20 protein-coding genes are annotated in these 24,437 nt (G+C 47.2%); 12 read left to right on the top strand and 8 right to left on the bottom strand.

Going from position 1 to position 24,437, the window contains the following annotated elements; translation table 11 throughout:
• Nucleotides 1–6 precede the first annotated feature (6 nt).
• Nucleotides 7–840, top strand: a complete 834-nt coding sequence (locus tag ABDB91_RS09140; protein ID WP_347491283.1) for a nitrilase family protein — start codon at nucleotides 7–9, stop codon at nucleotides 838–840.
• A gap of 391 nt (nucleotides 841–1,231) precedes the next feature.
• Nucleotides 1,232–2,365 (top strand): PRK06851 family protein, encoded by a 1,134-nt coding sequence (locus ABDB91_RS09135; protein ID WP_347491282.1) that lies wholly within the window; start codon nucleotides 1,232–1,234, stop codon nucleotides 2,363–2,365.
• A 111-nt stretch (nucleotides 2,366–2,476) separates the two neighbouring features.
• Here the strand turns inward: ABDB91_RS09135 and ABDB91_RS09130 are convergent, their stop codons facing one another.
• The 3 genes from ABDB91_RS09130 to glnA all read right to left on the bottom strand — a co-directional run bounded on the left by ABDB91_RS09130 (nucleotide 2,477) and on the right by glnA (nucleotide 5,791).
• Nucleotides 2,477–2,815, bottom strand: coding sequence for a P-II family nitrogen regulator (locus tag ABDB91_RS09130; RefSeq protein ID WP_347491281.1), 339 nt, complete (start codon nucleotides 2,813–2,815; stop codon nucleotides 2,477–2,479).
• A gap of 104 nt (nucleotides 2,816–2,919) precedes the next feature.
• Nucleotides 2,920–4,290 carry an ammonium transporter gene (locus ABDB91_RS09125; protein ID WP_347491280.1) on the bottom strand — a complete coding sequence of 457 codons (1,371 nt, stop codon included), beginning with the start codon at nucleotides 4,288–4,290 and terminating at the stop codon, nucleotides 2,920–2,922.
• 178 nt (nucleotides 4,291–4,468) lie between these two features.
• Complete coding sequence (gene glnA, locus ABDB91_RS09120; protein ID WP_347491279.1) at nucleotides 4,469–5,791, bottom strand: type I glutamate--ammonia ligase; 1,323 nt, start codon at nucleotides 5,789–5,791, stop codon at nucleotides 4,469–4,471.
• A 581-nt stretch (nucleotides 5,792–6,372) separates the two neighbouring features.
• On the opposite strand from glnA, the gene ABDB91_RS09115 reads away from it, so the two are divergent.
• Genes ABDB91_RS09115 through ABDB91_RS09095 form a run of 5 tightly spaced genes read left to right on the top strand, consistent with a single transcriptional unit; the run spans nucleotide 6,373 to nucleotide 11,671 of the window.
• On the top strand, nucleotides 6,373–6,810 hold the full coding sequence (locus ABDB91_RS09115) for a 4Fe-4S dicluster domain-containing protein (protein ID WP_347491278.1): 438 nt from the start codon (nucleotides 6,373–6,375) through the stop codon (nucleotides 6,808–6,810).
• 22 nt (nucleotides 6,811–6,832) lie between these two features.
• Nucleotides 6,833–8,137: an FAD-dependent oxidoreductase gene (locus ABDB91_RS09110; protein ID WP_347491277.1), complete on the top strand. Its 1,305-nt coding sequence runs from the start codon at nucleotides 6,833–6,835 to the stop codon at nucleotides 8,135–8,137.
• The gene (locus ABDB91_RS09105) at nucleotides 8,138–9,283 is read left to right on the top strand and encodes a glutamine amidotransferase family protein (protein ID WP_347491276.1); all 1,146 of its coding nucleotides are present in this window, start codon (nucleotides 8,138–8,140) and stop codon (nucleotides 9,281–9,283) included.
• A gap of 11 nt (nucleotides 9,284–9,294) precedes the next feature.
• Complete coding sequence (locus ABDB91_RS09100; protein WP_347491275.1) at nucleotides 9,295–10,812, top strand: glutamate synthase-related protein; 1,518 nt, start codon at nucleotides 9,295–9,297, stop codon at nucleotides 10,810–10,812.
• A 4-nt stretch (nucleotides 10,813–10,816) separates the two neighbouring features.
• Nucleotides 10,817–11,671, top strand: a complete 855-nt coding sequence (locus ABDB91_RS09095; protein WP_347491274.1) for a hypothetical protein — start codon at nucleotides 10,817–10,819, stop codon at nucleotides 11,669–11,671.
• Between the two features lie 222 nt (nucleotides 11,672–11,893).
• Here ABDB91_RS09095 and asnB read toward each other — a convergent pair whose 3' ends face one another.
• Entirely contained in the window at nucleotides 11,894–13,738 is a 1,845-nt protein-coding gene (asnB, locus tag ABDB91_RS09090) for an asparagine synthase (glutamine-hydrolyzing) (RefSeq protein ID WP_347491273.1), read from the bottom strand.
• A gap of 260 nt (nucleotides 13,739–13,998) precedes the next feature.
• Here asnB and ABDB91_RS09085 point away from each other — a divergent pair, with 260 nt between their 5' ends.
• Nucleotides 13,999–14,202 carry a hypothetical protein gene (locus tag ABDB91_RS09085; protein ID WP_347491272.1) on the top strand — a complete coding sequence of 68 codons (204 nt, stop codon included), beginning with the start codon at nucleotides 13,999–14,001 and terminating at the stop codon, nucleotides 14,200–14,202.
• On the opposite strand, the gene ABDB91_RS09080 is transcribed toward ABDB91_RS09085, so the two are convergent.
• Nucleotides 14,199–14,615 (bottom strand): HepT-like ribonuclease domain-containing protein, encoded by a 417-nt coding sequence (locus ABDB91_RS09080; RefSeq protein WP_347491271.1) that lies wholly within the window; start codon nucleotides 14,613–14,615, stop codon nucleotides 14,199–14,201. The two genes, ABDB91_RS09085 and ABDB91_RS09080, sit on opposite strands and share 4 nt — an antisense overlap.
• A complete protein-coding gene (locus tag ABDB91_RS09075) occupies nucleotides 14,605–14,907 on the bottom strand; it encodes a nucleotidyltransferase domain-containing protein (RefSeq protein WP_347491270.1) in 303 nt (100 codons plus the stop codon). Before ABDB91_RS09075 ends, ABDB91_RS09080 begins: the two co-directional genes overlap by 11 nt.
• Nucleotides 14,908–15,589: 682 nt before the next feature.
• On the opposite strand from ABDB91_RS09075, the gene ABDB91_RS09070 reads away from it, so the two are divergent.
• A complete protein-coding gene (locus tag ABDB91_RS09070) occupies nucleotides 15,590–16,222 on the top strand; it encodes a manganese efflux pump MntP family protein (protein WP_347491269.1) in 633 nt (210 codons plus the stop codon).
• Nucleotides 16,223–16,443: 221 nt separating this feature from the next.
• Nucleotides 16,444–17,685 (top strand): MFS transporter, encoded by a 1,242-nt coding sequence (locus tag ABDB91_RS09065; protein ID WP_347491268.1) that lies wholly within the window; start codon nucleotides 16,444–16,446, stop codon nucleotides 17,683–17,685.
• Between the two features lie 54 nt (nucleotides 17,686–17,739).
• Here the strand turns inward: ABDB91_RS09065 and ABDB91_RS09060 are convergent, their stop codons facing one another.
• On the bottom strand, nucleotides 17,740–18,612 hold the full coding sequence (locus ABDB91_RS09060) for an AraC family transcriptional regulator (RefSeq protein ID WP_347491267.1): 873 nt from the start codon (nucleotides 18,610–18,612) through the stop codon (nucleotides 17,740–17,742).
• A 286-nt stretch (nucleotides 18,613–18,898) separates the two neighbouring features.
• Between ABDB91_RS09060 and ABDB91_RS09055 the strand changes: the two genes are divergently transcribed.
• Both ABDB91_RS09055 and ABDB91_RS09050 read left to right on the top strand, forming a co-directional pair.
• Nucleotides 18,899–19,186, top strand: a complete 288-nt coding sequence (locus ABDB91_RS09055; RefSeq protein ID WP_347491266.1) for a type II toxin-antitoxin system Phd/YefM family antitoxin — start codon at nucleotides 18,899–18,901, stop codon at nucleotides 19,184–19,186.
• 415 nt (nucleotides 19,187–19,601) lie between these two features.
• Nucleotides 19,602–21,677 (top strand): thioredoxin domain-containing protein, encoded by a 2,076-nt coding sequence (locus tag ABDB91_RS09050; protein WP_347491265.1) that lies wholly within the window; start codon nucleotides 19,602–19,604, stop codon nucleotides 21,675–21,677.
• A 129-nt stretch (nucleotides 21,678–21,806) separates the two neighbouring features.
• On the opposite strand, the gene ABDB91_RS09045 is transcribed toward ABDB91_RS09050, so the two are convergent.
• On the bottom strand, nucleotides 21,807–24,407 hold the full coding sequence (locus ABDB91_RS09045) for a PEP/pyruvate-binding domain-containing protein (RefSeq protein WP_347491264.1): 2,601 nt from the start codon (nucleotides 24,405–24,407) through the stop codon (nucleotides 21,807–21,809).
• Nucleotides 24,408–24,437: the final 30 nt, after the last annotated feature.

Below are 24,437 nucleotides of genomic sequence, written 5' to 3'. Positions count from 1 at the left end.
GAAAATATGGAACAAACCAGAATAGCCCTGGTACAGATGAATGCGCGCTTGGCGGAAACAAAAAATAATTTGGATAAAATGGAGACTTTCATCCGTGAGGCTGCCGATAAAAAAGCCGATATGATATGTTTTCCCGAACTATGTGTACAGGGGTACAGCCGCCACCACTCCGGGCCCACCGCTGAACCCCTGCCCGGACCTTCATGCGGGCGTATAACGGATATGGCACACCGGTACCGGCTGGTAATACTGGCGGGAATGGCGGAGACCTCGTCCACCGGTAAACCATACATAACCCAGCTGGTTGCTTTCCCTGACGGAAAGCTGTTCAAATATAGAAAAACCCATTTGGGCAACAGCGAAAAACCAAATTTTACACCGGGCGCGGAGCTGCCGGTGTTTAGCCATGCCAACCAAAATTTTGCTGTGCAAATATGCTGGGACTTGCATTTTCCTGAAGTTACCGCTATTTTATCGCTCAAAGGGGCGGAAATAATCTTTGCCCCCCATGCCTCACCCACTATCGTAGGAAACCGCCGGGAAATATGGCTAAAATATATGACTGCCCGCGCTTACGATAATGCGGTGTTTTTGGCGGCCTGCAATTTAGTGGGCGAGGACGGCGCCGGGCACAGCTTTTGCGGCGGAGCGCTGGTGATTGATCCCAAAGGCAACATCGTCGCTGAGGCGTTTAATAATCGTGAGGAACTGCTGGTGGCCGATCTGGACCCCGTCATCATCAATACCATACGCCGCCGGGAATCCGGTTCCATGCGCCATAGTTTTTACCTGAACAGCCGGCGACCGGAGTTGTACGGTGAACTGTTTAAGAAGGGCTAAGCCTATTGCCGGCCTCCCTAAAGCGGACTGCCGCCATTTGTGTCCAATATATGGCACATCCGGGCGCCATTTTGGCAAATCTTTTTTTCATATCCCCGCATATAATAAAATAACCCTGTGGTTTACGAAAACACTCTGGCAACGGCGCCATGAGAAGGTTTATCAAAAATGCCTGTATCATGGCGCTTTATATTGTGAGAGTATATCCGCCACAATTAAAGGGTGCCGGCCGCATCCGCTTAAAATATTACTTTGTTTGGGGGCTTAATACCTGTGGCACGGCAGCCATGCATTCGAACAAGGCTGCCTTTATATCGATAATTGATACTAGATACGGGTATTTAACGTCACAGGCTGCGGCAGGTATTTATAATAAAGGGGGAACCTCATTTTGTCAAAGGGAAGAATGAAAAAAGTTTTTCCCGGCGGTAATACCAGCCAGGGCTTTTACTCTTTTTATGATTATATTATTGATCAGCAGGAAGCTACCCGGATATTTGTCATCAAAGGCGGGCCCGGAGTCGGCAAATCTACTTTTATGCGTAAAATTGCTGAAGAAATGTTGGAGCGAGGGTATGATGTGGAGCTGCACTGCTGCTCGTCGGATAACGGCTCGCTGGATGGTGTGGTGATACCGGCCATAAAGGTAGCCATGCTCGATGGTACCGCTCCCCATATAGTGGATCCCAAACACCCCGGAGCCGTTGACAGCATTATTCATTTGGGGGATCATTGGAACGAACAGGGTATCCGCGCCAATAAGCAGGAGATATTAGCCTGCACCAAGGAGGTCGGCAGACTTTTCAACCGGGCTTATGCGTATTTAGCGGCCGCTAAAATATTTCTTAACGAAGTAAAGCTATACTACACCGGAACAGGTGCTTTTAACGTAGGCAGCTTTGACCGTATGGTGCTGGATCTGGTGCACGAGATTTTTGAGGGACAGGACCGGCAAACTGATAACCCCAAAGCCAGGCGGCTTTTTGCCACCGCTATTACACCGGATGGCTCGGCGAGTCATTTAGCTACCATTGTGGATCATATTGGCAAGCGATATGTTATTGAAGGCGATGACGGAACCGGCAAAAACGTACTTGTGGGCAGGCTGATGGATGCGGCTATGATGCGCGGGTTTGATGTGGAAGCATACCATTGTGCCCTAGAGCCCAATTTAATCGACCACCTGGTAATACCCGGTCTGGACGTGGCAATCGTTAACTCGGTGGAACCGCACGATTTTCGCCCCCGGGCGGGGGATGTGGTCATTGATACAATGGAATGCGTAAACCCCATTCTCAATGAAAAATATCTCATGGAAAAAACCACGGCCCGCAAAATGTACCGTGAATGTATGGAACAAGCTATATCATTTATCCGCCAGGCCAAGGCCGGACATGATGATATGGAAAAATATTATGCGCCGTACATGGATTTTGCTGCCATTAACGCCAGACGTGAAAAAACATTGGCCCGTATCCTGGATCTGGCCGCGGAAATAGATGTTGCCGGGTTAAATAACAAGTAATAAATTGATCCGACAACCACAGCCAATAAAAAAAACGGGCTGACAGTTGGGTTTGGGGGCAAAAGCCATATACTGTCGGCATATGGCTTTTGCCTCGCGCTTACCGGAAAATTACAGAGCCCCTTCACCATTTTCACCGGTACGAATACGGATAGCATCCTCAATGCGGTAAATAAAAATTTTGCCGTCACCGATGTCTCCGGTTCTGGCCGCTTTGATCAATAGATCCACTACACCTTCTTTAAACCTGTCCGCCACTATAATTTCTATTTTCACCTTTGGTAAAAGATTAACGCTATACTCAGTACCGCGGTATACTTTAGTTCTGCCTTTTTGCATCCCGCACCCCATTACCTGTGATACCGTCATGCCATGAACACCCAACTTAACCAGTTGTTCCTTAATATCCTCAAGCACACCCGGTCGGACAATTGCTTCTATTTTTAGCATACTATCACAACATCCTTTCCCAAAAGTTATAGTGTTCCCGGCAATATTGCCGGGAACCAATGCATTAAGCAGAGAAGAGGGGGCATTGTCTCAAATAACTTATACTAGACAGCTGTTGTCCTTTCATGGTTTAAGCCCACCACACCGGCAGCTCCGGATGAACGAAGCATAAAGTCGCCATAAGCTTCCATGCCATGCTCGCCTATATCAAGACCTTCCATTTCTTCTTCCGGGCTTACTCTTAATCCCACCGCGGCTCCAATAATCTTAAAGGCTGCAAAGCCAATAATTGAAGCCCAGGCCAGTATGGCCACGATACCGGTAGCCTGCACAGCCAGCAGAGCAGTACCGCCGCCGTAAAAGAATCCTCCATCCAAGGCAAAAAATCCAACCGCCAAAGTTCCGAACATACCGCAAACACCGTGTACCGATATGGCACCCACCGGATCGTCGATTTTAGCCACCCGGTCAAAAAATGATACCGAAAGAGGTAACAGCACACCGGAAATTAACCCGATAACTATAGCCCCCACCGGACTGACTGCCGCACAACCGGCGGTAACACCCACCAGGCCGCTTAGAGCGCCGTTCAGCGTCAAGGCCAGGTCCGGCTTACCGTAACGGGTCCAGGTAACCAGCATGGCACCAACCGTTCCGGCCGAAGCGGCCAGCATGGTGGTTGTGGCAATCATGGCTATATCCGCGGTAGTTCCACTTAAAGTACTGCCGGGGTTGAAGCCAAACCATCCCAACCAGAGCAACAGTGTACCTAAAGTACCCAGCGCGATATTGTGGCCGGGAATGGCCCTTACCTCACCGTTTTTACCATATTTGCCAATCCTGGCTCCCAATAGCCAGGCACCGATCAGAGCGGACCAACCGCCCACTCCGTGTACCACCGAAGAACCGGCAAAGTCAATGAAACCCTTTTGAAACAGCCAGCCGTCACTGCTCCACACCCAGTGCACCACCACCGGATAGGTAAATGCCGTGATGATAACAGTGAATAATATATACGCAAGAAACTTAATTCTTTCGGCTACGGCTCCCGAAACTATCGTGGCCGCGGTAGCGCAAAACACGGCTTGAAAAAACCAGAAGCCCATAGTGGGGATGCCAAAATCCAAATCGTTAATATTGCTAAGACCAAAACCGCTGGTACCTATAAATCCACCTGTATCCCCGCCGAAAGCCAATCCGAAGCCGGTCGCAAAGAAAAGCAAGACCCCCAGGGGAAGCGTTAATAGATTTTTCATCATAATATTCACCGTATTCTTAGCTCTGGTAAAACCGGCCTCAACCAGACTGAACCCGGCATGCATCAGGAAAACCAGATAGGCACAAATGAGTACCCAGACAGTGTCAATAGCTGTGGCATTACTTTGCGCCGTGGGCCCATCATCAGCCAAGGCCGCCCCGGGAAATAAAATACCCAGTACAAGCAGTGTCAATAAGATAGCAAGTCTTCTCAACATATTTATTTCTCCCCTTTCAATCGGATACGGTTTGGTTATTCAACGGCCCGTATCCAACAGCTAATTTTTATAAAAAAAGAAGTCCCTACACCTGTTTCCCGGTGTCAGGACTTCTTTATCCGCAGCGATACAGCAATGTATCTTAATTTTTTATTTTATTTTAGTTTAGCTTAGTTTATCAGAACATGGTCAGGTAGCGGTCTATTTCCCACTGGTGCACTTGCAAACAGAATGCTTCCCATTCCTTAGCCTTGGCTTCTAACAGCTTTTCATAAATGTGCTCACCCAGCGCACCTTTAATAGTCTCATTCCGGCTCAATTCCGCGTATGCTTCCTGTAAGCTGCCGGGTAGCGATTTAATATCCAGTTCATCCAATTCCGCATCAGTCATTCGGTAAATGTTTCTGTCGCACGCCGGAGGCGGATCGATCTGATTGACAACGCCGTCCAAACCGGCCGCCAGGCATCCCGCCAGGGCCAGATACGGGTTGCAGGACGGATCCGGGTTGCGCAGTTCAACCCGGGTGCTTTGACCCCGCTTAGCGGGAATACGAATCAAAGGACTGCGATTACAACCGCTCCAGGCCAAATATACCGGTGCTTCATATCCGGGTACCAGGCGCTTATAGGAGTTGACTGTGGGATTGGTTACAGCGGCCAGTGCCCGGGCATGTTTTAATAAACCACCGATATAATAGTATGCTTCTTTGCTTAGCTGCATAGAACCCTTTTCGTCATAAAAAGCATTTCTGTTGCCTCTAAACAGAGATTGGTTGGTATGCATGCCGCTGCCGTTGATGCCGAAAACCGGTTTGGGCATAAATGTCGCGTGTAGACCATGCCGCTGGGCAATTGTTCTTACGACGAATTTAAAGGTAACGATTTTATCGGCTGTATCCAAAGCATCCGAGTACTTAAAGTCAATTTCATGCTGGCCGGGAGCCACCTCGTGATGGGAGGCCTCAATTTCAAAGCCCATCTGCTCCAGAGTTAACACTATCTCCCTGCGAGCCTGCTCTCCCAAGTCCACAGGTGAAAGATCAAAGTATCCGGCGTTGTCGTGGGTTTTTAGCGTTGGCACGTTATTATCATCCATGCAGAACAGGAAAAACTCAAGCTCCGGTCCCACTTGCAGGGTATAACCAAGTTCCGCCGCCTTGGCCAGCTGGCGCTGTAAGATTACCCTGGGACAACCGTCAAAAGGACTGCCATCGGGATTGTAGATATCGCACATTAATCTGGCTACCCCACCTTCCCTGGGCCGCCAGGGAAACACCACAAAAGTGTTGGGATCAGGACGCAGGTACATATCGGACTCTTCTATTCTGGTGAAACCATATATAGAGGAACCGTCAAACATTAATTCCCCGTCCAAAGCTTTTTCCAGCTGATCAATTGTGATGGCTACGTTTTTCATTACCCCCAGCAAATCAGTAAATTGCAACCGGATAAACTTAACTCCCTTTTCTCTTGCCTCGGCAATGACCTCTCTTTTATCCATGACCGAAAACCACCTTTCCAATAATTGAATGACTATCTTTTTATACAATAAAAGCCGACACAAGATCCGATTAAATAAGCCTTGTGCCGGCTTCCTCGCCGGGTTACCGTACAACGTTGCACGGTTAAAAATAAAAAGCCCACGAACAATTATTCATAACTGTTCGTGGGCATCGTCGCCATTAATTATTAATACATCGTTGTATTAATGTTTATTAAATTTAACAAGGTCATTATAATTCAAACGTTTTCAAATTGCAATAGCCAATCGCAAACGTTATATATGTATACAATATTTCCGGTCATTAAATATTGCTTTTTCGCAGCAAATTAGTATAATTAAAAAAGCAAATGAATATTTAAGGACAACGGCGTCCCAATAGCTTGCTTACAGCGAGTTGTCGGGATGTTTTTTATAATCAATAATTTTACTGACGGCTCAATGACGAGTCCGCGCAATAAGGGCGATGCGGCCCCCAAGATACTGCCTGTCCATAGGCATGTCTTGGGGGCCTTTTATTTTACGCTAACTATATCATAAATAGCCGGCGGTAGTGTATTTACATGGGGGGATGAAAGATTATGGGGAGAATTATGGCTAAGCCCGAAGTTTGCATGGGCTGTCACCTGTGTGAGGTATGGTGTGCGGTAGCCCACTCCAAATCCAAGCATATTGTAAAAGCTTTTCTATATGAAGTAAACAAACCGCTGCCCAGGCTGGTGGTAGAGGAAAAACTGCCGCTTACCTTTGCATTGCAGTGCAGGCATTGTGCCGAGCCGGACTGTGTTGCCGCCTGTATCAGCGGGGCTTTAAGTAAAGACCCGGAGAGTGGGATAGTAGTCCATGACCCAAACCAATGCGTGGGTTGCTATAGCTGTGTGCTGACTTGTCCTTACGGCAACATTTTAATAAATCCCCGGCAAAGAGGCATTATCAAATGCGACCTGTGCGCCGGTATGGATACCTTATATTGCGTAAGTCGCTGTCCCAACGAAGCACTGGTATATGTGGACTGCTAATTTTATGTGGGGGAGATCACAGATGAGTAATATGGGTGGTTATGATTACCTGATTATCGGTAACTCCGCGGGTGCTGTGGGCTGCATTGAGGGTTTAAGAAGTGTGGACAAAAGCGGAACTATGGCCCTGGTGTCCGAAGAAGAGTGTCGTGTATATTCAAGAGCGCTGATCCCTTATTACCTGGGCGGACATATCGCCCGGGACAGATTGTACTACCGGCCTCTTGACTTTTATGACCGCGCTCATGTGGGCGTTTTTAACGGACACAGAGCCGTAAAAATTGATACCGCTGTGCGGATGGTGAAACTGGATGACGGCAACAGCATGAGTTACGGCAAGCTGCTTATTGCTGCCGGCGGAAAACCGTTTTATCCGCCTATACCAGGGCTGGATAAAAAAAATGTTTATAGTTTTCACAGTATGTCCGACGTGCAGGGTATCGAAAAGGAATTGCCCGGTGTACGAAGCGCGGTTGTACTGGGAGGCGGAGTAATCGGCTTGATGGCCGCCGAGGTGCTGCACGGAAAAGGTATCCGGGTGCATGTACTGGAACTGGCCGACCGGCTTTTAGCACCGGTGGTGGACGAAACCACCTCTCAATTGGTTGAAAACGCACTGCGTGAAACGGGAGTGGATTTGTATTTAAACAATACTATCGGACAAATACACGGCGGCGAACGCGTGGAGAGTATTACTTTAAAGGACGGCCGCACCATACCCTGTGATTTACTTATAGTAGGCGTGGGCGTGGCGCCCAGAGTGGAGTTGGCGGAGCATGCGGGTATCCAGGTCAACCGGGGAATAGTAGTGGATAAAAAAATGCAGACCTCGGTACCGGGCATCTTTGCCTGCGGAGATTGCGCATCCACATATAACTTTTTAACAGATGCTGTGCAAAATATGCCTCTTTGGCCCAATGCCTACCTGGGCGGACGTGTTGCCGGATACAACATGGCCGGCGCGGAAAGGGAATACACTCTGGGCACCCAGATGAATGCCATGCACTTTTTCGATGTTAATATAGTCAGCGCCGGCATTAACGTGACCGAAGCAAATCAAAATGACAGTCTCGATATAATTAAAAATTATGACGCAGAAAAAAAAGTTTACCGTAAATTTGTGTTCTCTAAAGAAGGTACGATTACCGGTTTCATACTGGTTGGTCAAATAGACAGAGCCGGTATATTTTTAAATTTAATGCGTCGTAAGGTTGACGTGCGCGGCTTTCGGAAGGAAATGTTTAAAAATAGTTTTGGATATGCGGATTTGCCGGAGACACTGCGTTGGCAGTTACTGCAAGATGACGTAATTCTAGGGGTGGTATAAATGCTGGTGCAACAGTATTACCGGAGTGAAAGATTTGTGCCTGACAAAGAGATGGATGCCTGCGGTCTGTTCGGGGTAATGCATACCGGCGGTGTCAGATTCGGGGGGCAAATAGCCATCGACGCTATAAAAAACATGAAGGTGCGGGGCAGCGGTCTGGGGGGCGGATTTGCTATTTACGGACTGTATCCCAAATATAAAGATTATTATGCACTGCACATTATCTATCAGGACAAAAATATGGCGGCTAAAAAGGTGGCGGAAGCGTTTTTAAAAAAGCATTTCTATGTAGTGTTCGATGAAGAAATACCTACCAACCCGGATATTCGCTTGTTTGCCCCCCCATTGGCATGGCGTTATTTCATAGCTCCGCAAAAAAGCAGCGCCGATGAGGGCATACCGGATGACGAATATGTAATTAGCCGGGTGATGCATTTAAACAGCCATATTGAGGACGCTTATGTCTTTTCATCGGGAAAGGATGTAGGTGTCTTTAAGGGTGTAGGCTTTCCCGAGGAAATAGCGGATTACTTTATGCTGGATAAACTATACGAAGGATATATCTGGACGGTGCACAGCAGGTTCCCCACGAACACGCCTGGCTGGTGGGGCGGGGCACACCCGTTGAGCATACTGGATTGGACTGTGGTGCACAATGGCGAAATTTCATCTTACGGTACCAATCGCCGGTTTTTGGAAATGCATAACTATTACTGTACCTTACACACGGACACGGAAGTGCTGGCCTATGCGGTGGATTTGTTAATGCGACGGCAGGGACTGCCTATTGAAATAGCCGCGAAAATTTTTGCCCCGCCCATGTGGGAGGACATCGAGCAAATGGCTGATGGCGACCGGAAACTTTATACGGCGCTGCGCATGACTTATGCACCGCTGCTGATGAACGGGCCTTTTACCGTAATTGTCGCCCACCATCACGAAATGATCGGGCTTACCGACCGCATCAGGCTGCGGCCTATTACGGCGGGAGCCAAGGGCAAGCTGGTATTTTTGTCCTCGGAAGAATCAGCCATCCGGGCGGTATGTCCGGATCTGGAGCTGGCCTGGACGCCCCCCGGCGGTGAGCCGGTGGTGGTCAGGATGCACACCCGGGATCACTTAAAGAGCTTAAATAAATCCATTTGAGGGTGGTAAACATGTATTCTTACTTATTACCGGAATTTATCATCGAACGGAGGGAAGACAGATGTATCCGCTGCCGGGTATGTGAGCGGCAGTGTGCCAACAAGGTGCATCTCTACGATGCTGAACTGGATAGATTTTTTTCCTCTGAAAAAGATTGCGTGGGCTGCCAGCGATGTGTGGCTCTTTGCCCTACCGATGCTCTGTATGTTAGGCCCCGGCTGGCCGATTACCGCCCCAACAGCAGTTGGACCAGGGATAAACTGCAAAACTTAAAAAAACAGGCTGCTACCGGCGGTGTTATTCTTACCGGCAGCGGTAATGACAAGCCGTACCGAATTTATTGGGATCACCTGGTATTGAACGCTTCCCAGGTAACTAATCCCTCAATCGATCCGCTGCGCGAGCCTATGGAGCTGCAAACATTTCTAGGACGTAAACCGGATACTTTGAAAATCGATTATAACAGTGACGGCAAACCGCGTGTAGCCTCCGAGCTGTATCCCAATGTGCCGGTGCGCATACCCTTATTGTTATCCGCCATGTCCCTGGGCGCCATTAGTTATCCGGCTTTTAAAGCGCTGGCTATAGCGGCCAAGAAGGCAGGTGTCCTGTTCAACACAGGTGAGGGCGGGCTGCCGGAACAAATGCGTGAGGAATACGCCAATAACGCCGTTGTACAATGTGCCAGCGGACGGTTTGGTGTTGATGCGGATTATTTGAACAGTGCCCGGATTATTGAAATAAAAATCGGTCAGGGAGCCAAGCCGGGCATCGGCGGGCATCTGCCGGGAGAAAAAGTATCCGATTTTATCGCGGAGACCAGGATGATCCCACGGGGAACGGATGCACTGTCACCGGCGCCTCAGCATGACATTTATTCCATTGAAGACTTGTCAATGTTGATTTACGCACTTAAAGAGGCCACTAATTATACTAAGCCGGTAGCGGTGAAGATTGCCGCTGTACACAATGTAGCGGCCATCGCTTCCGGTATCGTCCGGGCCGGCGCGGATATCGTAACCATAGACGGCATCAGAGGAGGCACGGGGGCCGCGCCGCTGGCTACCCGGGACAACGTGGGCATACCGCTGGAGCTGGCCCTGGCCGCAGTAGATAAACGTCTGCGGGACGAAGGTATCCGGCATAAGTGTTCCATAATGGCCGCCGGAGGTATACGATCTTCCGCGGACGCTATTAAAGCTATCGCTCTGGGGGCTGACGCTGTATATATTGCTACCGCCGCTTTGGTGGCAATGGGCTGCACTCTTTGTCACAAGTGTTATACCGGCAGGTGCAATTGGGGAATTTGTACCCAGGATCCTTACTTGACCAAGCGATTAAATCCCGAGCTGGCCGGCCAAAGATTGCTGAACCTTTTAAGAGCCTGGAGCCATGAAATTCAGGAGATGCTCGGCGGATTGGGCGTTAATGCCATTGAAAGCCTGCGCGCCAATCGAGAGCATCTGCGCGGCGTGGGACTTGAAGAGTGGGAGTTGAACGTGCTGGGGGTAAAAGGAGCAGGGGAGTGATTATATGAACGGTTTAAATGTAAAGTTCGGTTATCGCGATGTTTTTTTAGGCGATTTGATGTCCGCTGATATGCTATATGACGCCAGGGTGATCACTAACGGCTGTCGGGCCACTATTGATGCCCGTGGACTAAAACACAAGGAGTTAAATGATTTACTTAGGGAAACTGTGCTTAGAGGCAGTACCGAACTGGTTATTGATAATGTATTTGGACAAAGGTATATTGGAACCAGGCTCTGTCTGCCCCAGTTAGATAAGAAAATAACCATTGAGATAAATAAATTCCCGGGCAGTGATCTGGGTGCCTTTCTAAACGGTCATCGGATAATTGTGCACGGTAATGCCCAGGATGCCGTGGGTAACACCATGGACGCCGGGAAAATCGTTGTACATGGTCGGGCGGGAGATGTAACGGCCATGTCAATGCGCGGCGGCCAAATATTTATCAGGGACAACGCTGGCTACCGCACCGCCATTCATATGAAGGAATACCGGGATAAAGCACCGGTGCTGGTTGTGGGTGGTACGGCTCAGGACTTTTTGGGTGAGTACATGGCCGGGGGGATGGTTCTGCTGCTTGGTTTAAACTTAAAAGACGGCGAGCCGCATCGAGCGCATTATATAGGCACCGGTATGCACGGCGGGGTCATTTACCTGCGGGGCTGTCTAATGGAAAACCAGCTGGGCAAGGAAGTGGGGGTACGGCCATTGGATGAGCGGGACTGGGAAATTGTCGGGCATTATGTGCGAGAGTACTGTAATCACTTTGGCGGTGAAGCGAATGAAATTTTAAGCGGTAGTTTTCAAAAACTAATCCCGGTATCATTAAGACCCTACGGGCAAATATATGCTTATTAAGAGAAGCCAAAATAACGATTCTATTCTTCTTGGAAAGCAAAAATATTGTTTAAGGTAAGCAGAAAGACAGTTATCTTTCTTTCTTATGTCTTTTAAAAATATGTGCCACAATGTATCCCCCGGGAAATCATTGCGGCACATATTTTTTGCTCACTTGATAGTACGTCATTAAGTAGAGGCATGGCGGCATGGCATAATTTTATGCAGATATATTTTTATGTGTTAGCTTATCACTACTTTGTATTCCCTCAGCCAGGTGTCTACCTGAATTAAGTAAGCCAAAAACTGTGCATCGGTCATTAGCTGGCCATAAAAAGGCTTGTTAAAAAATGAGCCGGCCGATTTAGTCATACTGCGTACGTTATCTACATTAATAAGCGGCAGCAGCGGTGACGAATTATCCTCTAATATTTCCAAAACCATTTGACGCACAGTGTTCAGATAAGCCGGGTGATAGGATTTGGGGTAGGGACTTTTGCGCCGGCTCAGTACTTCCTCGGGCAGTAAGCCGGCCAGCGCCCGGCGCAGTATGCCTTTTTCCATACCGCCAAAGTTTTTCATTGACCCGGGTATGTTCCAGGTGTACTCTACCAGACGGTGATCACAAAAGGGAACGCGCACTTCAAGACCCACAGCCATACTCATGCGATCTTTACGTTCCAGTAAGACAGCCATAAACCAGTTCATGGTCAGGTACATCATTTCCCGGTGTTGAGCATCCCGAAGTTTTTCATTCGGCAGCCGGGGCACCTCCGCCAGCGTTTCCTGATAACGCCGGTTTACGTATGCTTCGGGCTGCAGCAGATCAATTATTTCGGGCGCCAGCATACTTACGCGCTCATCAGACCCTCGCAGCCAGGGAAATGTACCTTCTGTCGCAGCCCGAGGCTTGTGAAACCAGGGATAACCACCAAATATTTCGTCGGCGCATTCTCCCGACAGGGCGACGGTAGCCAATTGTTTTACCGCCCGGGAAAAAAGATAAAGCGATGCGTCCACATCGGCCATACCAGGCAAATCGCGGGCTCTAACAGCGGTGGTCAGTGCCTCAGCCAGTTCAGGGGTGTCAATAATAAACGCATGGTGCTCGGTACCCAGGCTTTCTGAGACGCGCTTCACCCACGGGGCATCAGTATTGGGCTGAAATAAATTAGGCACAAAATACCGGTCGTTATCCTTATAATCCACAGACCAGGTGTGCAGCGCTTCAGCCCCGGCCTGCCGCCGGTCCCCGGCCGCCACTGCGGTAATGGCGCTGGAATCAAGGCCACCCGATAATAAAGTACAAACAGGTACGTCAGCTACCAGCTGGCGCGTCACGGCATCGCAGAAAAGATCCCTCACTTTGGCGGCAGTGCTCTCCGGGTCATCTTCGTGGGGCCTGCTTTCCAGTTGCCAGTAGTGGTATGTGTATAGTCCGCGGCGATTATAAATCAGGCAATGGCCGGGTTTAAGTTCGTATACATTGCTAAATACGCCGTGGCCCGGCGTGCGGCCCGGGCACATGATCAGCACTTCCGCCAGCCCGTCGGCATCCACTTGAGGCTGTATCGCCGGGTGGGCCAACAGTGCTTTTAATTCTGAACCGAATAAAAGGGCGTTGCCCCGCCGGGCATAGAACAGCGGCTTAACACCCAGCCGGTCCCGGGTCATAAACAGGCTCTGATCCTGCTCACTCCAGATGGCCAGAGCGTAGATACCGTTTAACCGCTCAACACAATCTTTCCCCCATTCAATATAAGACAGCAGCAACACTTCGGTGTCCGAGTGCCCGCTAAAGATATGCCCGCGAGCTGCCAATGTCCTCCTCAGTTCAGGTGTATTATAAAGCTCGCCGTTATACACTATTACATAGGTATTATCCCCCCGGCAGCGGAGCATGGGCTGCCCGCCGCCGGCCGGATCAATCACCGCCAGTCGGCGGTGGCCCAGGGCGGCATGGGTTGAAAACCACACGCCGCCGGCATCAGGGCCGCGGTGACACTGCGTTTTATTCATAGCCTCCAGTATGGGGCGCTGCCGGGTAAGATCTGCATCCCAGTCTATCCAGCCCGTAATTCCGCACATACAATCTATCCCTCCCATAAAGATAAATCTAAAAATATTAATTAGCCCCGTCGAGCACGGCCCGGCCAAAAAAATAAAAATGTCGCCCACCATAAAAGGCGGGCGACATTGCCTGAAAGGTAGATGCCCTATTGCATCTACTTGAGCCTTGCTAATATAGAATATGCAAATTCAAATTAAATTGGCAGAACAAATGCATAGGTAAATAATGGGGGTAAATAGCGTTTGGTATAACTATGACTATGCAAAGGGCTGAAAGCATGGATAATAAAGAATATATATTATGGATTTACCGTAATAAGGATAAAAACTTTCTTAGACAGGAACATGAATATGCCTTGGCTCTTACCTGCGATAATCTTTCCGAAAATATTTACAGTTGGAGTTTGCCACGGCATAATGCTGTGGCGGGGGGTATAAAATTGCCTAAAAAAAGTGTATTATTATGGCAATGTGTTGTTTAATCAATTGAAATATCTTTAATTTCTTGTTCATCTTCGGCTTTCGTGATGCTCTCCTGCATCAATACATCAAACTTTTGAATAATACTGGAACAATATGTTTTTAATTTGGGAATGTCGCCTGTTATGGTCTCCCATAAGCTCTCAACATCAATTTTGCCATAACTATGCGCAATTACATTGCGTAATGCTTTAATTTGTGTCCACGGCATTCCAGCGTAAGTTTTTTTAAAATCATCTGTGAGGTTACTTGTTAATTCGCCAATTTGTAATACACAAAGAGCAGTGGCATTCCTATAAACGGAATCTTTTGCAAACACTTCGTAATCTTCTCCAAACCGTTCAATTGTTTCTACTATGTCATTGCAATATGAAATGATATGTCGAAGCACATCAGCATTCCGGCTATTTTGCATAGATGAGCACCTCTTCCTTCTGTATTCGATGAAGGAAGTCATCTTCCAAACTGCCTGTTGTCAGAACATCAACTTTCATTTTCAAAGCTTCTTCAATTTCTGTATACAGCCCACATAGAGCAAACATTCCTTTTAAAGTACCTTTATCTATTCGCAAATCCAGATCACTGCTACCAGTAGTCTCTCCACGGGCATAGGAGCCAAACAAATATACACGTTCAACTCCATATTTCCTTGCAATAGGTCCTACAATAGCTTTGATTTCTTCTATTGTATACTTTTTTTCTGTCATAGCTCGTACCCTCCTTTGAATCCAATTGTCTTCTTATCATGCTTTTTCATTATAGTATAACACAATTTCGTTTAGGTAACTACTTGAAGCTGGAACATATACCAGGATATGGCGGCCAGACGACAAGCAGTAAGCATCAAATTTAAAAATGGTAGAGGCTACTATTACACCGGGTCAAAAAAGTCGTCTGTAATTATTGACGGATAATCATAATAATTATTAACATATGACAATATGTATGGTATAACCTGTCCCCAAAGGTAAATTCCAAATGCCAGTGCAGTCCGTTTTCCACTCCCCAGTACTCCCGTACTGCTTTGGCAAAATCATCAATATCCGTGAAACTTACGATGAAGTATCTCTCTTCTCTGATGATTTGGCCATTGCTCAAGTTTTACATTTGATTAATTATGTGATATAAGTTTTTATTGACACGCACATAGGTTTGTGGTATTTTTACTGGGACAATTGAAAATGCCCGTGAGGGAGTAGTTAGCGCAAATGCGTGGCAAGTCAACATACTGATCGGCAACGGTCTGGCTTGTCTTAAAAAACGAGACTCATGTATAACTTTTACAGCTATACATGGTCTTTATTTTTATAAAAAGCCCAGGTATATGCTCGTACGAGTAATACTTGGGCTTTTCCTTTTGTAAATCACACTTGGTAAAGGAGAATATATATGAATCTACCGGAATTATTCCTCATTGCTATTGGGCTTTCTATGGATGCCTTTGCTGTAGCTGTTTGTTTCGGGCTGACCATGCCTAAAGCGACCATAAAAAAATCATTGATTATCGGCTTGTATTTCGGTTTTTTTCAAGCGATTATGCCGCTTATCGGGTACATGCTTGCTACACGGTTTGCCGACAAGATAATCACTTTTGATCACTGGATTGCATTCGCTCTGCTCTGTTTTATCGGCGGTAAAATGTTTGCGGGCAGCTTTAAAAAAGAAGGATGTGCAGACAGGGAATGTCCTGCTGCAACATGCACGGACAGAGAATGTCCGGGTGGAGAACGTCCCCACACTAGGGAGGCCTCTTTAAGCCCTGCGGAAATGCTGCCTCTTGCTCTTGCCACAAGTATAGATGCGCTGGCGGTAGGCGTGTCATTTGCCTTTCTCCGTGTTAATATTATACCAGCGACTTTATCCATTGGGATTATTACGCTCACTTTATCTATGCTGGGTGTAAAAATCGGCAATATATTCGGTGCGAAATTTAAATCGAAAGCTGAGCTTGTCGGCGGTATTATACTGGTTTTAATAGGTTTGAAAATATTGTTTGAACACCTGGGGATCATCAGTTTTTAAATATAAAAGCTGATAATTATCTGTGGTTACGGCTATTTACTGATGGTACATAATTAGCTATAATGGGCAGATAAACAGGAATCAGGCAATTGGGCGACCAGGTTAAGGAATTTGTAAAGATAACTAATTGCACGGACAACAGCGAACAAGTTGGCTGTTCCTGGTGCTGGTTGCGAACCCAAGGAAACAAACCTTCATGTGTGTTCTTGGAGAAGATGTTCATGAATAACAAACAACAGAATAAGTGGAAGCGGGATTTCCTCACCATAGCCAGTGGACAAACGGTATCCCTCATAGGCAGCGCCGCCGTGCAGTTTTCTCTGATCTGGTGGCTGGCAACTGAAACGGCATCGCCTATTATGATGTCAATCGCAGGCGTATGCGCATTTTTACCTCAGTTGCTTCTCGGCCCGTTTGCAGGCGTATGGGTCGACCGCCTCAACCGAAAAGCAGTCATTATAGCGGCGGATCTTTTCATTGGACTGGCAGCCCTTGTTTTCGCCTTTTTCTTCCTGTTTGGTAATCCGCCCTATTGGTCGGTATGCCTGGTTCTTGGTGTTAGAGCAGTGGGCAATGTGTTTCACAGCCCGGCTATTCAAGCCGCGGTACCCATGCTGGTGCCGCAGCAGGAATTGGTGCGCGCCAACGGCTGGAGCCAGTTCATGCAGTCGGGTGCTTTTTTGCTGGGGCCTGTGTTGGGCGCGGCCATGTATGCAGTTCTGCCGCTGTGGATCATATTGCTGTCCGATTTAGCGGGCGCGCTCGTCGCAAGCACGACAGTAGCATTTGTCAAAATACCCGATCCAAAACGGCAGATAAAACAAATACCGCGATTCTTCCGTGAAATGCAGGAAGGAGCGGCGGCTATCTGTCAAGATAGAAAGCTGTTTATTGTAACGGCGGCCACATTGCTCGGCATGGTGTTTTACGCGCCTTTATCCACCTACTATCCACTCATGACCAGTGACTATTTTCGAGCCGACGCCTGGCATGCAAGCATGGTCAACTTTAGTTATGCAATGGGCATGATGCTCTGCGCCATATTCCTTGGAAAGTTCGGCACCATCCAAAACAAGTTTCCGGTTATCCATCTGGGACTTTTGGGCATGGGGATATCCTCATTGCTATGCGGCCTGCTGCCTGCGGAAATGTTCTGGTTCTGGGTGTTCGCGGCGCTGTGCGCACTGCTGGGGGCCAGCTGCAACCTGTACAACATCCCCTATATCGCCTATATGCAGGAAACCATCGCCCCGGACCGGATGGGGCGTGCCTTTTCCCTGATCGGGAGCCTCAGTTCAGCAACTATGCCTTTGGGATTGCTTATAGCAGGGCCAATTGCCGAAAGCAGGGGAGTGCCGTTGTGGTTTTTTGTTTCCGGGAGCGTACTACTCCTGCTCACGCTTGTCAGCGCCCTGCTCGTCCTGCCGAAAAAGGCGGATAAGACAGGCAGAAGTGAACGATAAAAAAAAGCAAGACATTAAGTCAGTAATTTAACGCCTTGCTTTCATCAAAAAAACTCATTTTTTTCTAACCGGTATCCATATCTCACTTCTGAAGGTCGGAGAAGTCATATCCTTATGCTCATTCCATAAAATCTCAGGTCCTTCTTCAGCTTGATAGCTCACTGAAGGAAACCATTCCGCATAGATTCTTCCCCAAACTTCTTGCAGCGTATTTGGGAAAGGACCCACTGCTTCAAAAACAGCCCAGGTTAAGGCAGGAACATTAAGTTGCGCAAAGTAACCCGGAGCTTCCTCCGTTGTGGCCACACCTATATAGTGATCAAGTCCCCCTTTCTCCTCCATTCGGCCTTCGGAAAAATTCGAGGATGCGCTAAGCAGTCCTAAAGGCTCCACATTAGAACGGCTCTTAAGTTTTGTTATCATTTCTTGATTTAAACTTTTCCACATAGCGGCAATCTCTGGATTGACCCCATGGAAAATGATGGGGACTCGTTTCTTGATACCAACTATATGAAAAGCTTCTTTTTCTTCGATCCGATAGTTCAATTCTTTCCCCCCTTTGATTGATAATTGAAAGGTCATGGGCGAATATGCCTTTAGAGAATAGCCATTATTCCTTGCTTCTGTGGGTGTTACCCCATGTAGACATTGAAAAGCTCTTGCAAAGGAATCAGGAGAATTGTAGCCATACTTAATTGCAACATCAATTACCTTGAAATCGTTGTTCTTCAACTCAGAGGCTGCCAGGGTGAGGCGCCTGCGGCGGATATATTCCGATAGCGGAACACCGGCCAAGAAAGAAAACATTCTTTTAAAATGATATTCTGAACAGCAGGCAATTCTAGCCACTTCCTTGAAATCAATATCATCAGCCAAATTCTTTTCTATATAGGTTAATGCGGCATTCATCTGTTTAAGCATACCCATTGTCATAACCTCCTCTCATCAATAGAATATCAGAAGCATAATCAATTGATCCGACATTTCGTGCACAGATTTGTGGGGCTATTGCAGCACATAAGGCTTTTTAGGCTTCTTTCTCGCGTGACAGCAATCACACCTATCCCACCGGACCTTTGTAATAAAGGTAAATGCCACTTTATTTGAAGAACCGGAAGTTGCTTTTTCATGTAACCATCAAGAAGAATATAAGATTTACTCTTTTAGCATAATTATGATAGAATTATGCTAATTTAATTAATGGAGGGATAGTATGCCGCGAATTAGACCCGTATCTGATTTGAGAAATAATTTTGCTAATATTTCAAGAATTGTTCACGAAACCTCCGAACCGGTATTTCTGACTAAAAACGGTTATGGCGATATGGTTGTTATGAGTATGGAAGCTTATGAACGTCATCAATTTAAAAGTGAAGTATATTTCAAATTGAAGGAAGCTGAATTAGAAGCTAAAACAACGGATAAGCGACATTCCCATAAAGAGATGTTTAATGAATTAAGATCAAAGCTTTCTGACAAAGTGGAGCCCGTTGATGTATGAAATCAAATATTTACCCTTGACCAGCAGGAAGGACTTAGCCGATATCACAAACTATATTGCCGATCATTTGAAAGAGCCAAAAGCTGCGCTGGACTTATTGGATTGTCTGGATGAATCTATATCCAGGCTTGGACAATTTCCTTATTCCTGTAAGATGTATTAGCCAATCGAGGCCTTGACTGATGAATACAGGCTGCTGCCGGTCAAAAATTATGCCGTCTTTTATGCACTAAAAACACAGGTGGTTAAAATTCATAGGATTGTTTATTCAAAGATGGACTTGAGTAATATAATGAAAAAATAGACATAAAAATAAATTTCAAATAAAGGGATACTTTTATGGTATCCCTTTATATTTTGGGGTACATTAATTTAAAAGATAGAATAATTTTCAAAAAGGAAAGAAGGTGATCCAATGCCTACTGATAAAAACAGAGTACCCAATAGATTGAGCCGGGAAAAATCACCTTATCTTTTACAGCATGCCTACAATCCGGTGGACTGGTATCCCTGGTGCGAAGAGGCTTTTGCCAAAGCAAAGAATGAGGATAAGCCTATATTTCTTTCTATTGGTTATTCCACTTGTCATTGGTGTCACGTCATGGAAAGGGAATCCTTTGAAGACGAGGAAGTGGCCGCTGCACTGAAGCGTAATTTTATCTCCATAAAAGTAGACCGGGAGGAACGTCCGGATATTGACCAGATATACATGACTGTTTGCCAGGCCATGACAGGGCAGGGGGGCTGGCCGCTGACCATATTAATGACCCCGGATAAAAAACCGTTTTTTGCCGGCACCTATTTTCCCAAACGTTCCCGCTGGGGGAGGGCCGGGCTGCTGGATATTTTGGAACAAGTGACTGACAGGTGGGCTGAGGATAGGGAAAAGCTTATCCAAATCAGTCACAAGATTACCGGACAGGTGCAGTTTACACCGGACAACCAATTGTCGGACGAACCGCCGGCTGCTATAACAACCCAGGGTTATCAGCAATTCCGACAGTCTTTTGATAAACGATACGGTGGTTTTGGCTCCGCTCCCAAGTTTCCAACTCCGCATAATATGCTTTTTTTAATGCGTTATTGGAAGCAAACCGGAGAAGATGCAGCTCTTGACATGGCTAAGAAGACTTTGCAGTCCATATACCGTGGCGGTATAAACGATCAGGTGGGTTTTGGCTTCGCCCGCTATTCCACCGATGCCAAGTGGCTGGTGCCGCATTTTGAAAAAATGCTATATGACAATGCTCTGCTGGCCCTGGCATTTCTGGAAGCCTATCAAGCTACCCAAGATGATTTTTATGCCCGGGCGGCCCGACAAATATTTACCTATGTGCTAAGAGATATGACTCACCCCGAAGGAGGTTTCTACTCTGCCGAAGATGCCGATTCCGAAGGGGTGGAAGGAAAATTTTACGTTTGGAGTCCTGCCGAAGTACGCCAGATATTGGGACGTGAAAATGGCGACATTTACTGTAAGGTTTATGACATTACCGAAAGCGGTAACTTTGAAGGTAAAAATATACCCAATTTAATTGCCGCCTCGACTGACGAATTCGTCCTAAAACTTGGCATAGAGCACCGTGCGCTGCTGCAGCTATTAGACGAAGGCCGACAAAAACTTTTTGAATACAGGTCTAAAAGAGTACACCCATTTAAAGATGATAAGATACTTACAGCCTGGAACGGGTTAATGATAGCCGCTCTGGCCCGGGGTGCCGCCGTGCTGGGAGAGAGCCGCTGCCTGAAAGCGGCTGAAAAGGCGGAACAATTTATTAGGCACAAGCTGCAAAGGTCGGATGGCCGATTGCTGGCCCGTCACCGGGACGATGAGTCCGACTTTAACGGCTATTTGGACGACTATGCATTTTTAATCTGGGGGCTACTGGAACTGTACCGGGCTACTTTCCAGGTGGTTTACTTGAGTCGCGCCATAGACTTAACTCACCAGGTGCGTGATTTGTTTTGGGACAGTCAGCGGGGGGGGTTCTTTTTCTACGGTGCCGACTCCGAGCAGTTGATTGCCCGCCCCAAGGAAATATATGACGGAGCTATGCCTTCGGGAAATTCAGTAATGGCTATGAACCTTCTGCAGCTTGCCGCCATCACCGGTGACAGCGAGCTGGATGAATTAGCCCAGCGGCAGATAAATGTTTTTGCCGGGTCGGCCGCAGAACATCCCAGGGGATACGCTTATTTCATGACGGCTCTTTTGTATGCCGGCGGACCCAGCAGTGAAATTGTCATCACGGGACAAAGGGATGATCCACAAGTGGCGGAAATGCTGCGTCTAGCCCAGCGGCAGTACGCACCGGGCGCGGTGATCATCTATCGACCGGAAGGAAATGGCGGTGAACAAATAGAAAAATTGGCTCCCCATACCAGGAAGCAAAGATCCATTGATGGACGTGCTACCGCTTACGTCTGCCGGGATCGGGCCTGCCGGGAACCGGTAACGGAAACAGCAGCGCTGGGAGACCTATTGCAATAGCTAAGCAGAACGCAACAAGTATGCGCACCGGTTACGCCAAACGCCCGGAACCAACAACGCAATTTACAGCAAATCAAGCCCATAGGCTTAGTAAAAACGCTCTCGCCTAAGATGGATGTCTATAATAATTTAATTAAGCGCTCCCGTCTGCAAAAGCGGGAGTGTTTTATATTCCGAACTATATTTACACAACAGCTTTTGGGTTAAAATATCTGAGAATAATACCAGACCATCTGTTTGAGCAACGTGGATTACATCGGTAAACTGCGAGCATTGGGGAAAAAGACCGGCCAGCATATTCTCTCTTTTTAAAATATGCTCCGGGTGAAAAACAACATCCTTTTGCCCGTCAAAAATAGCCACATAAAAAATATCCGATTCTACTAAGTTTTGGAAAAAATGTGTGCCGAATGACAGCTCAGGTGTAAATCCCGCTTTACAGGAGGCCACCTCGCAGATAACCGACATATTGCACAGCTCCGTAAAATGCACCGGTACGCCCAACGACGGCGTGGTGGTTCCCCATCTGCCCGGTCCCACCAGCATGACGTTTTTCCCTTTCAATGCCTTATTTAACAAGCCGATCTGTCTGGCTACCGCGCATTTATCCCGTTCGTTGCGTTCCGCATAAGCTTGCGCATCTACATAAACAATAAAATCAACAGGTAAGCGCAGGTTTCCGCCCATGAAGTTACCCCGCGTGGATAAGAAAAAGTCCCGCTCGTCCGCCGGCTCCGGCATCTGCACTGCATTACCCAGGCCCTTGGTTCGCAGCGGGCGGCATTGCAGAAGATTGACCTTAAAATGGTTGTCGGGCGTGAAATTAACTGTAAATTCAATATCCACAGGATAATTGTAGACTCCGGATAAAATTGCCAGCATGTCTTGCATCAGACCCGGGAACTCGGTATCTTTAAGCAGTTTATGGAAATCAAGGATGTCAGCCAAATGGTTGCTGGTATAACCAAGCTCGCGCAAGCGGTTGGCTGTCCGCTGGTCCCGGGAGGCAAACAGATTTTTGTCTGCTTTAAAATCGTCATCAACGATTTCTTCCCAACTTTGACTGGCTAAGGTGTTTTCTTTTAAAGAGAGCACATCCACATAATGCTGGGAAAATTTCTTTTTATCCCGGCGATTTATAGGAGGTATCCGTAAAGGATTATCCAGGCAAACAATTTTGGCGTAATCGCCGGAGGTTCTTTCCACCGCCTTTGTGCCCAAACCGAAAACCAGGCGCAGCATACCTGCGTTCATATCCATGCTTTTGTCCCAAACATAAAGGTTGGAAGAGTTGCCCACCCCTGCCACATGAGGGAAAAATTTTTCTTTATGATAGTCCCCGGACACTCGCTGGACCAGTATGGCCATTTGTTCGTCTTCATCAAAAAGCCCCCGGGTCATCCGGTAGGCTAGTGCATCCTCATTCATAGTACTGGCATAAACGGTGCGGATTGCCTGTTCAAAGTCTGTATAGCGTTCTTCCAGGGTACCTTGATTTACGCAGAACACGCTTTCATATTTTCCTGCGAAGGTATTGCCGAAATTATCCTCCAGTAGGGAACTGGAACGTACAATAATGGGTGACTGCCCGAAGTGTTCCAGCATAAGCATAAATTTTTCCCGCATGAGCTCCGAAAACTTACCGTTTAAAATTTTTTCCTTTAATTCGGGCGCGTATTTAAAATAACCTTTTTTTGTCTTCTGTTTGATGCGCAGCTTCCAACAGCCGTTTTGCACGATATAAGTATAAAAAACATCCGACCCCAGATAGTAAGAATCATGGGGTTCCAGATAAGAAGTAAAGCGGTCATGGCTTTCCCGCTCCAAGATTTTCCGCGCCAAAAGCATACCCACGCTCTTACCCCCGATAAAGCCCGATCCCACTTCCCTGGCTGCAATATTTATAATGTCCTTTAGGGTAAAATACCGGTCGCACAGCTCGAACATTCCAGACTTACTGCCGATAACCAGCGTCATTAATAGTCTTTTAGCCTTTTCTTGTTTTTCCGGACCAAGAGTTAGCGCAGCTTTAGCCCGGTTGACAACGACATCCCAGTAATCAAGTCTTTCCTCGCCACGGTTAATGCCCGAGAACAGTTCGGCGGTCCCAGAACCGGACGTGATACAGACAATCTCCTGATCCTGAATTAAATGCGGGAAAAACATGGTGGGCGAATAACGCTGCCAAACTTTAAGGGGGTGAATATAAAATTTATCCTTTACCTGGTATAAATCAAGCAGCAGCTGTGTCGTTTCACGGATACACGCAATAGTACCGCAAGTGTGTACATTGCGTTTAACGGCAAAATAAGCAACGGTGTCCAGTTCATGCAAAAATGGGCAGGCCACTTTGAAAAAGTTGCTAATCATTAAGTCAGAATACCAGTATGCCAATAAATCACTCAGGCAGTCAAAAACGTAAAATGTTTCCCGCCCTTCCTGCTCCACCAGACTGTGCACCGCTGTGGCAAAGTTTTCAAAGCCTTTTTTCGCATCCAGGTGATAAGTTTTAATCTCCGGGCTGTCTTTCAGTAGTGGAGCACGGCTGCCAAAGCGGACGTATACCAGCTTTCTTTGGTCCAGCCTGGCCCGGACTGCATAGGGCTCAACGATTTTCCGGTAATCACAGACTGCATCTACTTGCCACACCACGTTATCACCCGGCCGCAGCATGTCAATGGCTTGATCAAAACCCTTCATGCCTGTACTTATCTTATCATTGGTGTTCATCGCGCACCTCCTGACCCCTAAAGTTGAGTT

The sequence above is a fragment of the Desulfoscipio sp. XC116 genome (assembly GCF_039851975.1).
In the GTDB taxonomy this organism is placed as follows: domain Bacteria; phylum Bacillota; class Desulfotomaculia; order Desulfotomaculales; family Desulfallaceae; genus Sporotomaculum.
This window is presented reverse-complemented; position numbering and strand designations above follow the sequence as displayed.

Bases quoted from the DNA above. Each gene is read 5' to 3' on its own strand.
- ABDB91_RS09140 (WP_347491283.1), top strand. From the start codon at position 7: ATGGAACAAACCAGAATAGCCCTGGTACAGATGAATGCGCGCTTGGCG.
- ABDB91_RS09130 (WP_347491281.1), bottom strand. From the start codon at position 2,815: ATGCTAAAAATAGAAGCAATTGTCCGACCGGGTGTGCTTGAGGATATT.
- ABDB91_RS09125 (WP_347491280.1), bottom strand. From the start codon at position 4,290: ATGTTGAGAAGACTTGCTATCTTATTGACACTGCTTGTACTGGGTATT.
- glnA (WP_347491279.1), bottom strand. From the start codon at position 5,791: ATGGATAAAAGAGAGGTCATTGCCGAGGCAAGAGAAAAGGGAGTTAAG.
- ABDB91_RS09115 (WP_347491278.1), top strand. From the start codon at position 6,373: ATGGGGAGAATTATGGCTAAGCCCGAAGTTTGCATGGGCTGTCACCTG.
- ABDB91_RS09110 (WP_347491277.1), top strand. From the start codon at position 6,833: ATGAGTAATATGGGTGGTTATGATTACCTGATTATCGGTAACTCCGCG.
- ABDB91_RS09105 (WP_347491276.1), top strand. From the start codon at position 8,138: ATGCTGGTGCAACAGTATTACCGGAGTGAAAGATTTGTGCCTGACAAA.
- ABDB91_RS09100 (WP_347491275.1), top strand. From the start codon at position 9,295: ATGTATTCTTACTTATTACCGGAATTTATCATCGAACGGAGGGAAGAC.
- ABDB91_RS09095 (WP_347491274.1), top strand. From the start codon at position 10,817: ATGAACGGTTTAAATGTAAAGTTCGGTTATCGCGATGTTTTTTTAGGC.
- asnB (WP_347491273.1), bottom strand. From the start codon at position 13,738: ATGTGCGGAATTACGGGCTGGATAGACTGGGATGCAGATCTTACCCGG.
- ABDB91_RS09085 (WP_347491272.1), top strand. From the start codon at position 13,999: ATGGATAATAAAGAATATATATTATGGATTTACCGTAATAAGGATAAA.
- ABDB91_RS09080 (WP_347491271.1), bottom strand. From the start codon at position 14,615: ATGCAAAATAGCCGGAATGCTGATGTGCTTCGACATATCATTTCATAT.
- ABDB91_RS09075 (WP_347491270.1), bottom strand. From the start codon at position 14,907: ATGACAGAAAAAAAGTATACAATAGAAGAAATCAAAGCTATTGTAGGA.
- ABDB91_RS09070 (WP_347491269.1), top strand. From the start codon at position 15,590: ATGAATCTACCGGAATTATTCCTCATTGCTATTGGGCTTTCTATGGAT.
- ABDB91_RS09065 (WP_347491268.1), top strand. From the start codon at position 16,444: ATGAATAACAAACAACAGAATAAGTGGAAGCGGGATTTCCTCACCATA.
- ABDB91_RS09060 (WP_347491267.1), bottom strand. From the start codon at position 18,612: ATGGGTATGCTTAAACAGATGAATGCCGCATTAACCTATATAGAAAAG.
- ABDB91_RS09055 (WP_347491266.1), top strand. From the start codon at position 18,899: ATGCCGCGAATTAGACCCGTATCTGATTTGAGAAATAATTTTGCTAAT.
- ABDB91_RS09050 (WP_347491265.1), top strand. From the start codon at position 19,602: ATGCCTACTGATAAAAACAGAGTACCCAATAGATTGAGCCGGGAAAAA.
- ABDB91_RS09045 (WP_347491264.1), bottom strand. From the start codon at position 24,407: ATGAACACCAATGATAAGATAAGTACAGGCATGAAGGGTTTTGATCAA.